This is a genomic window from Thalassotalea euphylliae (genome assembly GCF_003390395.1).
In the GTDB taxonomy this organism is placed as follows: Bacteria; Pseudomonadota; Gammaproteobacteria; order Enterobacterales; family Alteromonadaceae; genus Thalassotalea_F; species Thalassotalea_F euphylliae_C.
This window is the reverse complement of sequence record NZ_QUOV01000001.1, coordinates 1,444,828-1,458,645: the sequence shown is the minus strand read 5'-3', so window position 1 is coordinate 1,458,645 and position 13,818 is coordinate 1,444,828. Positions and strand designations below refer to the sequence as shown.

The following is a 13,818-nucleotide window of genomic DNA, read 5'->3' as shown; positions in this document are numbered from 1 at the left end:
TCGAATATTGCTTTTATAAACTTTTCAAACACTTGCTAACTCAATGCCACCAACAATGAACAGCGGTATAGTTGCAGGTGGCAGCAATCAGTTACAGTAGCGAGCTTTTCTTCTGCTCAGGCTGTGTTTTCTGCGACTTTGCTTGCTGTAAACATTGAGCTTGACGATTTTCGCGAGTAACCAGTAAAAAAGTAAGATACATTTTGGTGGGTAAACTAAATATTAAACCAAGCGCGATACATGCGGCACTCAGCACCATACCTTTAACTCCCATGGTCTGTGAAATATTGGTATAACTGATCAAGTAGTGGCCAAGTAACAACAGGCAAATACCAATAAGAATACAAATTTTAAGTACTTTTATGGTTTTTTCTTCGGACATAAGCTTCTCTCCACACGCCCTTCTCAATCACCATAACATAAGCCAGTTGAGTGACTTTGATTCATATCATCATATTGATCTTTTCCAAATTCGCGCCATATTACTCAATAACTTCGCTCAATAATTTCTAACTTTCTGCTTAAAGGATGCGCCATGTTAAATTTCAGCTACAGCAATAACACCTGTATTCATTTTGGTACACAGCAAATTGCAAAACTAGCTTCCGCCATTGATAAAAACCACAAAGTACTGCTGGCTTATGGCGGCGGTAGTATCAAAAGTAACGGCGTATATCAGCAAGTTTGTGACGCCTTAGCAGAACATCAAGTTATTGAATTTTCAGGGATAGAGCCCAACCCCAGTTACGAAACAACAATGAAAGCTGTTGAGCTGGTCAAGTCAGAGCAAGTTGACTTTATTCTTGCCGTCGGTGGCGGCTCAGTCATTGATGGCTGTAAATTCATTGCCGCAGCAGCCAAATTTGACGGTGAACCTTGGGACATTCTCGCCCAAAATGCCAAAGTGGCTGATGCTGTGCCGCTAGGTGTCGTACTCACTTTACCGGCAACCGGCTCTGAATCGAACAGCTTCGCTGTCGTTTCGAAATTAGCAACGAAAGACAAGTTCGCTTTTGGCTCACCACTGGTGCAGCCCAAATTCGCAATTTTAGACCCAAGCGTGATGGCAAGCTTGCCAGAACGTCAAATCACCAATGGCATTGTTGATGCGTTTGTTCATGTTATGGAGCAATATCTGACGTATAGCGTTAATGCCAAAGTTCAAGACAGGTTTGCCGAAGGTATATTGCAAACCCTGATTGAAGAAGGCCCTAAAATGTTCGCTGAACCCGATGCAGACACGCGTGCCAATGTGATGTGGAGCGCGACTATGGCGCTTAACGGCTTAATTGGTGCTGGCGTGCCACAAGACTGGTCAACCCATGGCATTGGCCATGAAATTACTGCGTTATATGGCCTAGATCACGCGCAAACATTAGCGATTATTTTGCCTAGAATGATGTGGGAAATGCGCGAGGAAAAACAAGCGAAGCTACTACAATTTGCACGCAGGATTTGGCACATTGAAGAAGAAAGCGCCGACGATGCAATTCGACTTGCCATTGCTAAAACCGAGCAGTTTTTCCAACAAGTAAAAATGAAAACGCGATTAAGTAACTATCAGCTTGAAAGTGACGTAGTTGAGGCATTAGTGGCTCAACTAGAGCGCCATGGTCAAACTGCGATGGGCGAAACCAAAGCGGTTACCATAGAACGTAGCCGAAAAATTATTGAGCTAAGCCTGTAAACGTGTCGCCTGCTTTCATTTATAAAAAATATTGGTTCAATGAAAAGTAATTATAAAGCGCTTTGTTAAAGCATGGCTCTTAACAAAAGCGCTTTGCTCATCTTTTCTAGCTAAGTAAAAGTGGCTTTATTAAGCTGTATGCAATCACCCACATAATCACAGCAATTATCAGGTTAATAGCTCGCTGCACATGCGCTTGAGCCAACCACGGTGAAAGCTTAGCAGCACCAAGTGATAAGGCGTAAAACCACGCCAATGACGCTAAGATCGTGCCTAACCAAAATATGTACTTATCATCTCCTTGGTATTGACCACTGATACTGCCAATAATCACCACAGTATCTAGGTAAACATGTGGGTTTAATAAGGTTACTGCTAACGTTGTAAAAATCACCACCTTGCGTTTACTTGGTGTAGCACTTTCAGCCGCTTCAACCGCTTGCGCATTGATTGCGTCACGAAAAAACATCGCCCCGTAAACACTGAGGAAAATAACGCCTGCCCAAGTAATAATTTGATAGGCTAAATCGTTACTTGCAATCAAAGCTCCTCCACCAAACACGCCTAACGACATCAATAAAAAGTCACAAACAATACAAACCGTTGCTGCAGTTAAGTGATGATTTTTCTTAATTGATTGGCTCAGCACGTAAGAGTTTTGTGCGCCAAGCGGCATAATTAGCCCCAACGTAATAACAAAGCCTTTGGCTAAGGTGGTAAACATATTTATTTCAAACCAAAAGTAATTGCGAGATGTGTGAACAATAAGCCTCCCCATAAATTAAGTAAAATTAATAAATTTAATTTATCATTAAATTTATTAATACCACTGTTAATACTATTGTTAATATCGGTTTAGATACATCACGTTTTCACGATTAGGCTGTCATTGCGATGAAATTACAATTTGATTATAAATTACTGGCCGCGCTTGAAGCCGTAATTGCCGAGCAGAGTTTTGAAAAGGCGGCTGACAAGCTTGCCATTACGCAATCAGCAATCTCTCAGCGCATTAAACAACTAGAACAACAAGTTGCACAGCCCGTAATTATTCGAACCAGCCCGCCGGTGGCGACAAGTATTGGCGAAAAGCTGCTTAAGCACTACAAACAAGTTAGCTTGCTGGCACAAGAGCTAGTGCATGATATATTGCCGAATGATCAACAAGAAGCGCTCAGTATTTCGATTGCGATTAACGCCGACACCCTCGCCAGTTGGTTTATTCCAGCCATAACACCGCTACTAAAACTAGAAGCTATTGTATTAGATTTACATATTGCCAACGAAGCGGACACCCAGACATTACTGACAAAAGGCAAGGTTTTCGCCGCCATCAGCAACCAAGCGAAAAACGTTGCGGGGTGCAAGGTACAACATTTAGGGCAACTTAATTATTTACTGTGCGCCAGCCCAGAATTTACCCAACGCTATTTTCAAGATGGGCTAACACAAAACGCGTTATGCAAAGCGCCTGCTGTAACCTTTGATGCCAGCGACAATATGCACCACCAATATCTGAATGAACAATTTGGCATGAATAAAGGACAATACCCTTGCCACCGCGTCGGTTCTTCAGAAGCATTTGTGCACTTTACCTTGTCTGGCCTTGCTTATTCATTGCTGCCGATCACCCAAGCAAAGCCCTATTTAGCCAGTGGTGAATTAATTAGCCTTGCCCCCAAAAAGCAGCTAATACAGCAACTTTATTGGCACAGCTGGGTGCTGGAGCGTGGCAGTTACAAGCGAGTCACAGAGCATGTGGTCAATTATGCCAAGCAGATACTCATTGCTAGCTCGCACTAGTTGGTGTGCCATTTATCAAAGCAAGCTAAGAAAAGTAAACCCAGAAAAGTAAATTTATGTAAAGGCTGAATAGCTTTTTCAACAATCGAGGTCTTTAAGTCAAATTTTTGAAATAGTGAAAAATATGACAACTCCCCTCAACAAACTAATTTATGTGTTGTTATTAGTTGCTTCTGGACTGATGGCAGTTAGTACCTTAATGATTGGCAGTGATGCCAGCATAACCATCGTAACAGACTTCTTTGGCCTATCAAGTGGCTTTATCTCAGCAAATGGCCACATCATAGCAGCATTGGGTTTTGCCCTTATCTCACTGCTAGCTTTGACTGTACTTGTGAAACCAGAGCACAAAAAACTGAGCCAACTAATGGGGCTTGCGTTAGTCGTTATTAGCCTAGTGCCTTTAATCAGCTTATTCAGCGAGCAGCGCTGGATCGCATCACTTGGGGGCTTCCCTGCAATTGGCTCTGGTCAAGGCATTATCAAATACTTTGCATTGCTCGCGCTGGGTATTCACTTGCTTGCCGAAGACAAACTAAATCTTACTCAGCAACGCTTAGTGCAAATTTTACCAGTTGTGCTGGTATTGCTATGGATTGGCGGCATGAAATTTACTGAGCTAGAAGCGAAAGGAATTGAGCCACTGGTTGCCAGCTCGCCACTGATGAGCTGGATGTACCAAATATGGTCGGTACAAACCACCTCTAATATCATCGGTGTATACGACTTAATTGCGCTGGCAGCATTATTACTGTCATTGCGCATTCACGCTTTATTTATTCCAGCTGTGTTGATGTCTGGTGCGGTAATGCTGACCACGCAGAGCTTTGTGTTCACTTGGCCTGACGCCCTATCAGCCGAAACCCTGTTGTCATCAGGCGGTCAATTTCTGATTAAAGATTTATGGTATTTGGCGAACTTGGTGTTTTACTACCAGCTAACAAAATTAGCTCGCATCATTGAGTAAAAAGTGAAGTAGAAGAATACACTAAAAAAGGCTTAGCAGTTGTTAAAAGTAAGTAATTTAAAACTTACAAGCTAAGCCTTTTGTCTCTCTATTCGAAAGTCTATTCGAAAACCTACTCGAAAATCACGTATTCGAAACTTAATAATTAATTTAGTTAGCCAAACATACCTTTTAAGCTGTCGGCAAAGGCAACAAAGCGTTCTTTCAGTGATTTTTTCAACTTGATATCAATACCACCAAAAATCACCAATCCTTCAATCACGAGTGTTGGGCCATCATTGGAAACCATGGTATTGGATTTATTATCAATACCGCCAAAAATGCAAAACGCTTTAGTGACTACGTTTACACCTTCAGGAATATAAATATCGTCACCACTGAATAAGCTAAAAATTTTAACGTGAGTTTGTCGATAGCTAAATTGCGCTTGGCTAAAGTCAATATCGGAGCCAGAGAATATACTCAACACGCGAATTTCTTTTGCGACTTTCCATGCGCCAGAGCGATCGCTGCCACCAAATATGCTCACTAAGGTATCGCGCTCAGCGGCGGGATCGTTATCAAAGCTAAAGCCCAAATCTTGCTTTTTCGAATCGACGTATTCTTTATCAACGGCCAGGTCTAAATCGGCAGCTTGCTGAAAAATTTCCTCGTTATCATCACTTTCCATCGCAATATCCAAACGCCGCTCAAATGCTTCATAGCTCAGCTCGCCATGGCTGTAATTCATTATCAATTTATCAATCACTTCATCACGAACGGTTTGCGTAGGTCTGTCTTGAATGGCAACTGGCATAATCATTCCTTTACTTATTTAAGCTGATTTTAGGTTACAGCAATATTTGATAGCTTGAGAATTAAGCAACACTTAGACCAATAGCATTATTACCTAATTTTCAATAAGTTAACTATTATCAAACAACTAAACCTAATAGGTTTTTTACGTTTTTTGGTCAATTTGACCACTTTATTCGTTTACTAGCATATTCTGAACAGGCCACTTTCAAGCTTTCATTAAATCAATTAGGCCCTGTTTGAAACGAGGAAAAATAGTCTCACTAACAGCACCTTCTTGTTCTTCAATGCATATCACACCAATACCGAGATCGTTTGCACCATACTCCCCTAAACTGCCGGGTGTTGGGTAACCAATATCAGGTTGCAGCGGATAGCCAGAAGACTCAGCTAGGATATTAGCTGCAGATTTCGCACTTTCACCAGTATAAACAATTGATGGTTGCCAGCTATGAAAATGCACAATTAGCCTTGGCTTGGTTTGTTCAATTAGCGTTACAAGCGCACTAATTTCAGGCTCAGAAGCTGGCGCAGTGCCTGGAAAGTAGCGTTCCTCTTCAAACGCTGGGTTCCAACACTTTGATGGGTAATTTCGATTTAAATCAACCCCTCGACCATTAGTGCGTTCATTGCGCTGATAGCCATCAGGGTTCAAGCAAGGAATTAGCAGCCATGGCTGCGATATATTTTCTGATTTCAGCCACGCTAGCCATTCATTGGCGAGCACCACGCCTTCGGGCTCATCGCCATGTACGCCACCAATAAAAAGCACAGGTGATGCAGCTGACCATTGCTCAGGGGCAGCGCTGCCATAGAGCGAAATAGTTTGCCCAAGGCAAGAACTTGCCCAGTTGCTTTGCTGCCAAATATTCTTACTACCACCTAGAGTCGGCGGCTTTGAACTTATCGTCATGGAGTGTTACTTATTGCAGCAGCGGATGGTTATCCGGCAATTGATTCATTATCCATTTCACTAAGCGTTTCTTAATGTTAAGTAAGTTTTCATCTTGTGCAGGCAATGGAATAACTAACTTGTCATTGACCAAAAGCCGATAAATACACTCTATTTTGACATCGTGAGAGTCAGATGCACTAAATTGCTGATAGCCGCGCTTTTTCGCGTATGTTTCGCCTACCGTTAGTGCTTTTTTTAGCAACTCTTTCTCATGTTTAATTTTTTTCATTGTTATTCCTTAACTTCTTTTTGCCCAGCGTGATGATGTGCTAATCACCAATCACGAGGTGCTTGTTCGACACATTTCACACAAAACAGGGAAAACCCTAATTTGCTTGCTCGCCCTTGTTCTGTCGTTACCCATTCACGAACGGTCCACGGCGGCTGATGACGAACATGTTGATTATGACCACAGGCTAATCGTGCCACCCAGTGCAGGTCTTCGTCTTGATGATAACCAACAATCGGTTGTTGCATTGTGCCTTATACCTAAAAAAATATACCTAAAAAATATGCCTAACAAATTGATTACAAAATCAGTTTATACAAACTATCAGTGAACAAACCTTAGCAGGAGAAGTAGCTATATGGAATGAAAAGGAGAAAAGTCGCTAAGTTAGAAGTTACCAGCAAAAAACAAGACTGAATTTGAGTGTTAATCACCTTCAATCTTGGTGAATAGCTCTAAATACTGTCTGAAAGGCAGTTATAAGCGAGGAACGGACATTGAGCTCGATAATACTGAGAATTCTCAGCCCCCAAGGTAAGACCAAATTAGCCGTTAACACCATGAAATTGTTTGATAAAATCACCAATTGCAAATAAATATTACTACGAAGTTTCAGAAGTATTCCTACAAAGGCAAATAAGTACTTTTATTTATTTGGTAGCAAATTGAAATAATTAAGTTTTATGATAGTTTAAATAGATAATCGTAAGCAGGTATTACTGAGATGACTACATAATAAACTGCTATGTTTCCAAGGATTACTGTGACTGCAATTCCAAAACTAGACCCTAATGTCTTAGAGTCAATTTCTAAAGTACTTGCTGAGACAGAAACAGGTTTTACAGGTGCTGAATTAGCTAAATTATTATCCGAAACAAATATTCAAGATATTGATTCAGTTAACACTAAATGGAAAAGACTAAACGCCGCTTTATCACACAAACAGAAGCTAGATCGTTGCGCGAATAATGTAGTCGCGTTCATTCAACATTCTTTGAACCCAGCTCGTCATTATAATAATTCAGAATGGTTCAACGATACACGCTTTAAAGTAAATCAAATATTAAGCTTTTCAGGTTTAAATATTGGAGAAAACGGAAAGGTAGTATCGATAAAACGTTCTAACACCATTTCTGAAGCTGCTTCACGTGCTAGCAAATTAAAAGAGCGTTTGGTTGTTCGTAATGTTCATCCTGATGTGCTTCTTTATTGTAAAGAAGAGTTGCTTGTCGATAATTACTTTCACGCAGTATTTGAAGCAACCAAAAGTGTTGCCGATAAAATTCGCAATAAAACAGGCTTAAAATCTGATGGTGCTAGTTTAGTTGATGAAGCATTTTCCTTTAAACAAATACCTCACTTAGCATTAAACAACTTGGAAACAGAAAGTGAACACAGCGAACAAAAAGGATTTATGAATTTACTAAAAGGGTTATTTGGTACTTTCAGAAATACTACTGCTCACGCACCCAAGATTGCGTGGTGTATCGAAGAAGTAGATGCTTTGGATATATTATCCTTAGTTTCTTTAGTACACCGCAGGCTAGATAAAGCAGTAGAAGCTCGTAAAATGTACGAAGGGAAAATATAACAAAGCAATCAAAAATACGCTTAACGCTGCTCGTGCCTCACCGACTTCAGCCCAACATTACTTACTGCTTATTGCACAAAGCGGTCATCAATTAACAAAGATATAAAAGCATTAATTGGCACAAATGCGCGGCTAGATTTCCTTGGGCTCTAATAATCGAACCTAACTCTGACTTATTCAACTAAGCAGAGTTAGCAAGAGGTGTGCTCCCTGCCCATCCATGGGCAGTTAACTCCTGTAGAAGCACGGGTCGCTAGTAAATCGATATATAGTGCACTTATTAGAAGCTATAGCTTACTTGCGCTGAAACATTACGGCCAGCTTGCGTGTATTGGTTTAAGTTGGCATTCGCTGCTTGCCCCGCAATACTGCTGTAAGGGGTATATTCTTTATCAAACGCATTGGTCACTGCCATATCTAACGTCCAGTTAGCCACTTGGTAGCGCGCAAATAAATCAACTAGTCCGTAACCCGCTGTCGTTGCTAAATCGTTACCTTGGCTATCGGTTGGTAAGTCTGTCATGCGTTTCGCTAATCGCCATGCGGCTGTTAACTGCCAGTCAGTTAAGTTGTAGTTCACACGAATATTTCCGTTTAACGGGTTTACTGTGGTTAGCGCTTGGTCGGTTTCTTTATTTTCACCGTCTGCATATGCCGCACTTATCGCGACTGACAAGCTGTCGTTAAACCAGTATTCACCTTCTAACTCAATTCCTTGAATTTCAGTTTCGCTAACATTTTGGTATTGGAATAAGCTTTTGTTTACACTAGGAATAAAAGTTGGCTCAGTGCCAACAAGCTTAGTTTCAATAAAGTTGTCGAACTGGCTGTAGAACGCAATGGCATTAAAGCGCCAGTCATCAATACCTGCGCGTAAGCCAAGTTCAAATGAGTCGCTTTCTTCGGCGTCGAGATCATTATTCGGTAAAATTTGATAGAAAGGCTCTACCCCATGGCTTTGATACGCTTGATCATGTGGTGGAATTTTAAAGCCAGCAACGTATTGTGCATAAACAGAGACTTGCTCGTTTAACTGATAAATTGCCGCCAGCTTTGGTGAGAGCGCGGTTTCATTGTAATCATCTAGCTCTGCGGTGTTAAAGAATTCATTACTTTTCGCTTCTAAGTTGTAGTAATCAAAGCGAGCACCTGCCACCAAAGACAAGCCCGAATCATTAAATTTAATCGTGTCTTGTAAAAATACCCCAGCTAACGTGGTATCAGCACCTGGAAAGGCTTTTTGCGGCTCGTTGCTAAACTCTGTGCTGCCGTCTGCGCTAACACGAGTTTTAAAGCGCGGTCTTAACGTGTCGTATTGATCGTAATCTAGGCCGTAAACCAGTTGGTGACTGACATTTTCTTGTGCAATTTGTTTGGCGAATACGTTGCGTAAACCAACAATGTCTTGCTCAAAATCGTAAGCATTGTAGTCTAGCGACGTACTGCCTCGCACTGCTCTAACTTGCTCACTTTCTTGTTCATAGCGGCTGAAATACGCCTGACTTTGCCAGCTATCGTACCAAGCTGTTTTCGCTGTTGAATGAAAATCAACACTTACCGCCCAGCTGGTATCATCATTTTCGGTACTATTGGTGGCACTAACAATTTGGTCAACCTCTTGCTGATAATAATCCAAGGTAAATTTAATGCTGTGATCGTTATCTAGCTGCTTAAAGGTTTTTAGCAATAAAGAGCGGCCATCACTGTCGTAACCGGGTAATTCCTCATCAAAATTTTGTACTTCACTGCCGCTTTGTATGCCAACTACAGCACTTGTCGCCCAGTCACCTAGGTAGGTAGCGCCAGTTAAGTTAAATTCCGTTTGCTCATTTTCACCTTGATAACCGGCACTTAACGCTAAGTGTTGTTTTTCACTGCCAAGGTAATCTAATGGGTCTTTAGTGCTGATCACCACAATACCACCCAAACCATCAGAGCCATACAATGATGAGGCCGCACCTTTCGCGACTTCAACTTGTTTAATGCTATAGCTGTCAAAATAGCCACGTCCAACAATTAACGAACCACCACCCGCATAGGCATCGTTGGTGCGACGACCATCTTTAATGTAGACCAAGCGGTTGCCGCCAACACCTCGCACGGTAATACCTTGCGCCTGTGCGCCATTACCTTCAACGCTAATACTTGGATCGTAACGGAACATAGTATTTAGGTTAGTGATTAATTGGCGTTCAATATCTTCTTCGGTCACAACGGTGACACTACCGGCAACATCACCTAAGTTTTGTTCGATACGGGCGCCAGAAACGATGATATGTTCGACGATAGCATCATCGTCTTCTGCGAATGCAGTAGGTGCTAACAAGCTGGTTGCACCCGTAAGCGCAAGTGCCAAAGGAGATAGTAAAAAAAGTGACTTATGTTTATGTTGTTTCATGATAATTCGTTAATTTATTGTTGTTATCGCGGTGAGTGTTTGCAGTATTGTCATTAACTTTGCTCATCAGCCGACAGGGCACTAACGACGCGAGCCAATTAAAAATTTTTATCAAAAACACTAGGGCGAATTTATTGCTATCTAGCTTCCCGCTGACGGCATTTGCTTGAATGGCTTGTTTCTCTATAGGTTGCTCTGAACTTATCAAAACGGTTCAGAAACTCCCTCTATTCAAACACAACCACCAGTTGCAAATAATTCTCATTCCAAATTCGAGAGCTGTACGATAGCAATGGATGAAAATCAGATCAAATAAAAATCATTATCATTTGCGATTATTGGGTTTTGTTGTGATAATCCCCGTTATTGAATCCGCTCATAGCAATAAAAATAAACGAAGGAGGTTTTGTGAATTCTTTTCATCACAAGGCTAAAGCCCTTATAAAATCTACAACCAACCAATTTTTTCTGCACGTTGGCTGGCACACTATCAAACAAAAAATTAGCCGAAGCTTTAGGATTAGCGCTAGCAATAGCCATTTAGGTAAGCTTGCGCATCAAGCCAAAACATCAATTTTGCTGCTGTGTTTATTCACTAGCTTGCCAAGCTCGGCTGAGCGCTTGATCACAGCAGGTGGAACGATCACTGAAATTGTTTATGCGCTTGGCGCAGGCGATCAAATTGTCGCGGTTGATCAGTCAAGCACCTACCCTGCAGCCGCAACGAAATTACCCATGATAGGTTACTATCGAGATCTTGCGAGCGAAGGGGTATTAGCGCAAAACGCTGATATGCTGCTTGCCATCGAAGGGGTTGGTCGAGCCAATGTACTTAAACAAATCGCCAGTGTCGGCGTACAGGTTAAGGTGCTTAACAAACCAGAGTCGGTTGAAGAGCTTTATGCATTGATTGACGAATTAGCACTAATTCTCAACAAACCCACTCAAGCCAAAGCATTAAAGGAAAAGATTGCAGCTTCACTGCCAGAAAAACAGCAACTAGGCGGTAATGCGGTGTTCTTGCTGTCGGTTGGGAGCCGAGGTTTAGTGGCGGCAGGCCAAGACACTGTGCCTAATTTGTTATTTGATTATTTAGGTATCAACAATATTGCTGGCGAGCATAACGGCTATAAAACACTTGGTCGTGAAGCCTTGCTTACCGCGAACCCTGACTTTATTGTCGCCGCTTCACATAGTGTTGTTAGTCTCGGCGGTAAGCAGGCGTTTTGCCAGCAAGCTGCATTGGCACTAGTTCCAGCAGCAACCAAGTGTCGACTATTGGTTGTCGACGGCCTTAAGGTGCTCGGCATGACCACTCGACTTGCAGAAGCATTAGCGGAGGTAAAAGCTTACGCATTAACGCTTTATCAGCAAAAACCTGACGGACAATTCTCAACTAAAGTGAGCCAGCAGTAATGAGCACAGTTGCTCAAGTGCTGGTAAAACAGCAGCGCCACAGTTTTATTTGGCAGGCTGCAATTGTTGGCTTGATGCTATTGCTTGCCGTAATTGCGCTGGCGTATGGCCCTGCTGGTTGGGATTGGCGCTTGGCGTTTGCGTGGCCATTTAGCCCAGAAACCTTTGGCTTTACCGAACTGCAATTGCAGGTTGTTATGCAAATTCGCCTACCGCGCTTATTTATCGCGATATTAATCGGCGCGGTATTGGCACAATCAGGCACAGCAACACAAAGCTTATGCCGAAATCCACTGGCAGAGCCTAGTATTATTGGCATTAGCGCAGGTGCCGCAGTTTGCGCCGTTGCGGTGATCGCTTTTGCGCCGCGCTTTGGCTACTCGCCGGATGTCATCTTACCTTATGCCGCCTTTGCTGGCGCACTACTCACTACTTGCTTGGTGTATTTGCTCGCCAATCGTAACGGCGATATGCAAGTGATCACACTAATTCTGGTGGGAGTAGCGATCAACGCCTTAGCCATGGCCTTAATTGGTTTGTTTAGTTTTTATGCTGACGACAACGCGCTGCGCTTAATCAACTACTGGACGCTTGGTTCACTAGCTGGTGCAACTTGGCCTGGTATTTTACAGGCGCTACCGTTATTGCTGTTAAGCCTTGGCGGACTTTATTGGCGCCAATCTCAAATAAACATCTTGCTACTTGGTGAATCAGAAGCCAAATACTTAGGCATAGATACGGTGCGTTTAAAGCGCGAAATTATCGTTTGGGTGGCATTGGGCATAGGCGCAGCAGTTGCGCTTGCTGGCATGATTGGCTTTGTTGGTTTGGTGATGCCGCATATTGCTCGCTTACTGGTTGGCCCTAACTTAAAACAAATGTTACCACTGGCAATGCTATTGGGTGCCTTAATGCTATTGCTTGCCGATTGGCTCGCCAAGGTGCTTGTTGCCCCTGCTGAACTGCCTATTGGTATTATCACAGCGCTGATTGGCGCACCGTTATTTGTTTACCTGCTGCTTGAACAGCAAAGGAGCAATCATGGTTAGTGAAAAAAGGCTGCTGGCCGAAATTAATCAATTGGTGATTAGTTTTCGCGAGCTCAATATCACACGTGGGCAGCAACGTATATTGAGTGATGCCACAGGCCATATCTTTAGTGGCGAATTAGTCGCCCTCATTGGCGAGAATGGCGCAGGTAAATCAACGTTACTGCATGCACTTGCAGGCCAAATTCCAGCAACTGGCTGTATTGAATTACATGGCAAAGTGTTGTCTGACTGGCCAGTTGCAGAGCTGGCGAAGTACCGCGCGGTACTTAATCAACATAACGCTTTGCCATTCGCCTTTTCAGTACCTGAGCTTGTCGCCATGGGACGCTATCAGATGGTTGAAAGCAATGCTGAGCGCAACGACAAAGTTGCACAGTATATTGCTGAAGTAGAGCTATCGCATAAAGTCAGCCGCAAAGTGAATCAGCTCTCAGGTGGTGAATTACAACGCTTGCAATTTGCGCGCTGCCTTGCACAGCTTGACGCCCCCGTTAAGTCGGCAATCCCTGACCTAAAAAGGCGTGAATTAAAAAGACATGAGCGACCAACAGCCGAGCAACAAAACGCAGAACTTGAAGCAAACAGCCAAGAGCAGCAGGCACCCAAGCTAATGCTATTAGATGAACCAACAGCAGCGCTGGATTTACGCCATCAACACAGCTTACTTCAGTCAGTGAAGTACTTTACCGAGCAAGGCAATAGCGCCATTGTCGCCATTCACGACCTAAACCTAGCGGCCTTGTATGCAGATAAAGTGATGCTAATAAAAGATGGCAAACTGGCTTATCAAGGCAGCCCACAAGCGGTCTTAACTAGCGAGATATTAAGCCAAACGTATCAAACCCCAATTAATGTAATGCCCTACCCACAGGCCAATGTGCCTATGGTCTACTCGGCAGTAAACCAATAAAAAAGCGCTAGCTGA

General features: G+C 42.8%; 14 protein-coding genes. 7 read left to right on the top strand and 7 right to left on the bottom strand.

The window, feature by feature from the left end; genetic code table 11:
- Nucleotides 1–91: 91 nt before the first annotated feature.
- Nucleotides 92–382, bottom strand: a complete 291-nt coding sequence (locus tag DXX92_RS06505; protein WP_245961416.1) for a hypothetical protein — start codon at nt 380–382, stop codon at nt 92–94.
- Nucleotides 383–535: 153 nt separating this feature from the next.
- Between DXX92_RS06505 and DXX92_RS06500 the strand changes: the two genes are divergently transcribed.
- On the top strand, nt 536–1,687 hold the full coding sequence (locus DXX92_RS06500; protein WP_115999717.1) for an iron-containing alcohol dehydrogenase: 1,152 nt from the start codon (nt 536–538) through the stop codon (nt 1,685–1,687).
- A gap of 106 nt (nt 1,688–1,793) precedes the next feature.
- On the opposite strand, the gene DXX92_RS06495 is transcribed toward DXX92_RS06500, so the two are convergent.
- Complete coding sequence (locus tag DXX92_RS06495) at nt 1,794–2,411, bottom strand: LysE/ArgO family amino acid transporter (RefSeq protein ID WP_115999716.1); 618 nt, start codon at nt 2,409–2,411, stop codon at nt 1,794–1,796.
- 170 nt (nt 2,412–2,581) lie between these two features.
- Between DXX92_RS06495 and DXX92_RS06490 the strand changes: the two genes are divergently transcribed.
- Both DXX92_RS06490 and DXX92_RS06485 read left to right on the top strand, forming a co-directional pair.
- Complete coding sequence (locus DXX92_RS06490; protein ID WP_115999715.1) at nt 2,582–3,490, top strand: LysR family transcriptional regulator ArgP; 909 nt, start codon at nt 2,582–2,584, stop codon at nt 3,488–3,490.
- Nucleotides 3,491–3,614: 124 nt separating this feature from the next.
- Nucleotides 3,615–4,457, top strand: coding sequence for a DUF417 family protein (locus tag DXX92_RS06485; RefSeq protein WP_115999714.1), 843 nt, complete (start codon nt 3,615–3,617; stop codon nt 4,455–4,457).
- Between the two features lie 154 nt (nt 4,458–4,611).
- On the opposite strand, the gene DXX92_RS06480 is transcribed toward DXX92_RS06485, so the two are convergent.
- The 4 genes from DXX92_RS06480 to DXX92_RS06465 all read right to left on the bottom strand — a co-directional run bounded on the left by DXX92_RS06480 (nt 4,612) and on the right by DXX92_RS06465 (nt 6,684).
- The gene (locus tag DXX92_RS06480) at nt 4,612–5,253 is read right to left on the bottom strand and encodes a LiaF domain-containing protein (RefSeq protein ID WP_115999713.1); all 642 of its coding nucleotides are present in this window, start codon (nt 5,251–5,253) and stop codon (nt 4,612–4,614) included.
- A gap of 207 nt (nt 5,254–5,460) precedes the next feature.
- Nucleotides 5,461–6,165 carry a M14 family zinc carboxypeptidase gene (locus DXX92_RS06475; RefSeq protein ID WP_115999712.1) on the bottom strand — a complete coding sequence of 235 codons (705 nt, stop codon included), beginning with the start codon at nt 6,163–6,165 and terminating at the stop codon, nt 5,461–5,463.
- Nucleotides 6,166–6,175: 10 nt separating this feature from the next.
- Nucleotides 6,176–6,436, bottom strand: coding sequence for a DUF5062 family protein (locus DXX92_RS06470; RefSeq protein WP_115999711.1), 261 nt, complete (start codon nt 6,434–6,436; stop codon nt 6,176–6,178).
- A 44-nt stretch (nt 6,437–6,480) separates the two neighbouring features.
- Nucleotides 6,481–6,684 carry a DUF3565 domain-containing protein gene (locus DXX92_RS06465; protein ID WP_115999710.1) on the bottom strand — a complete coding sequence of 68 codons (204 nt, stop codon included), beginning with the start codon at nt 6,682–6,684 and terminating at the stop codon, nt 6,481–6,483.
- 515 nt (nt 6,685–7,199) lie between these two features.
- On the opposite strand from DXX92_RS06465, the gene DXX92_RS06460 reads away from it, so the two are divergent.
- Nucleotides 7,200–8,027: a TIGR02391 family protein gene (locus DXX92_RS06460; protein ID WP_116002321.1), complete on the top strand. Its 828-nt coding sequence runs from the start codon at nt 7,200–7,202 to the stop codon at nt 8,025–8,027.
- A gap of 280 nt (nt 8,028–8,307) precedes the next feature.
- Here DXX92_RS06460 and DXX92_RS06455 read toward each other — a convergent pair whose 3' ends face one another.
- A complete protein-coding gene (locus tag DXX92_RS06455) occupies nt 8,308–10,425 on the bottom strand; it encodes a TonB-dependent hemoglobin/transferrin/lactoferrin family receptor (protein WP_115999709.1) in 2,118 nt (705 codons plus the stop codon).
- Between the two features lie 408 nt (nt 10,426–10,833).
- Here DXX92_RS06455 and DXX92_RS06445 point away from each other — a divergent pair, with 408 nt between their 5' ends.
- The 3 genes from DXX92_RS06445 to DXX92_RS06435 are packed head-to-tail and all read left to right on the top strand — an operon-like array spanning nt 10,834 to nt 13,803.
- Nucleotides 10,834–11,841, top strand: coding sequence for a heme/hemin ABC transporter substrate-binding protein (locus DXX92_RS06445; RefSeq protein ID WP_245961415.1), 1,008 nt, complete (start codon nt 10,834–10,836; stop codon nt 11,839–11,841).
- On the top strand, nt 11,841–12,890 hold the full coding sequence (locus tag DXX92_RS06440) for a FecCD family ABC transporter permease (RefSeq protein ID WP_115999707.1): 1,050 nt from the start codon (nt 11,841–11,843) through the stop codon (nt 12,888–12,890). Before DXX92_RS06445 ends, DXX92_RS06440 begins: the two co-directional genes overlap by 1 nt.
- Nucleotides 12,883–13,803, top strand: coding sequence for an ATP-binding cassette domain-containing protein (locus tag DXX92_RS06435; RefSeq protein ID WP_245961414.1), 921 nt, complete (start codon nt 12,883–12,885; stop codon nt 13,801–13,803). Before DXX92_RS06440 ends, DXX92_RS06435 begins: the two co-directional genes overlap by 8 nt.
- Nucleotides 13,804–13,818 lie beyond the last annotated feature (15 nt).

Bases quoted from the DNA above. Each gene is read 5' to 3' on its own strand.
- DXX92_RS06455 (WP_115999709.1), bottom strand. From the start codon at position 10,425: ATGAAACAACATAAACATAAGTCACTTTTTTTACTATCTCCTTTGGCA.
- DXX92_RS06475 (WP_115999712.1), bottom strand. From the start codon at position 6,165: ATGACGATAAGTTCAAAGCCGCCGACTCTAGGTGGTAGTAAGAATATT.
- DXX92_RS06435 (WP_245961414.1), top strand. From the start codon at position 12,883: ATGGTTAGTGAAAAAAGGCTGCTGGCCGAAATTAATCAATTGGTGATT.
- DXX92_RS06485 (WP_115999714.1), top strand. From the start codon at position 3,615: ATGACAACTCCCCTCAACAAACTAATTTATGTGTTGTTATTAGTTGCT.
- DXX92_RS06440 (WP_115999707.1), top strand. From the start codon at position 11,841: ATGAGCACAGTTGCTCAAGTGCTGGTAAAACAGCAGCGCCACAGTTTT.
- DXX92_RS06505 (WP_245961416.1), bottom strand. From the start codon at position 382: ATGTCCGAAGAAAAAACCATAAAAGTACTTAAAATTTGTATTCTTATT.
- DXX92_RS06470 (WP_115999711.1), bottom strand. From the start codon at position 6,436: ATGAAAAAAATTAAACATGAGAAAGAGTTGCTAAAAAAAGCACTAACG.
- DXX92_RS06500 (WP_115999717.1), top strand. From the start codon at position 536: ATGTTAAATTTCAGCTACAGCAATAACACCTGTATTCATTTTGGTACA.
- DXX92_RS06490 (WP_115999715.1), top strand. From the start codon at position 2,582: ATGAAATTACAATTTGATTATAAATTACTGGCCGCGCTTGAAGCCGTA.
- DXX92_RS06465 (WP_115999710.1), bottom strand. From the start codon at position 6,684: ATGCAACAACCGATTGTTGGTTATCATCAAGACGAAGACCTGCACTGG.
- DXX92_RS06480 (WP_115999713.1), bottom strand. From the start codon at position 5,253: ATGCCAGTTGCCATTCAAGACAGACCTACGCAAACCGTTCGTGATGAA.
- DXX92_RS06495 (WP_115999716.1), bottom strand. From the start codon at position 2,411: ATGTTTACCACCTTAGCCAAAGGCTTTGTTATTACGTTGGGGCTAATT.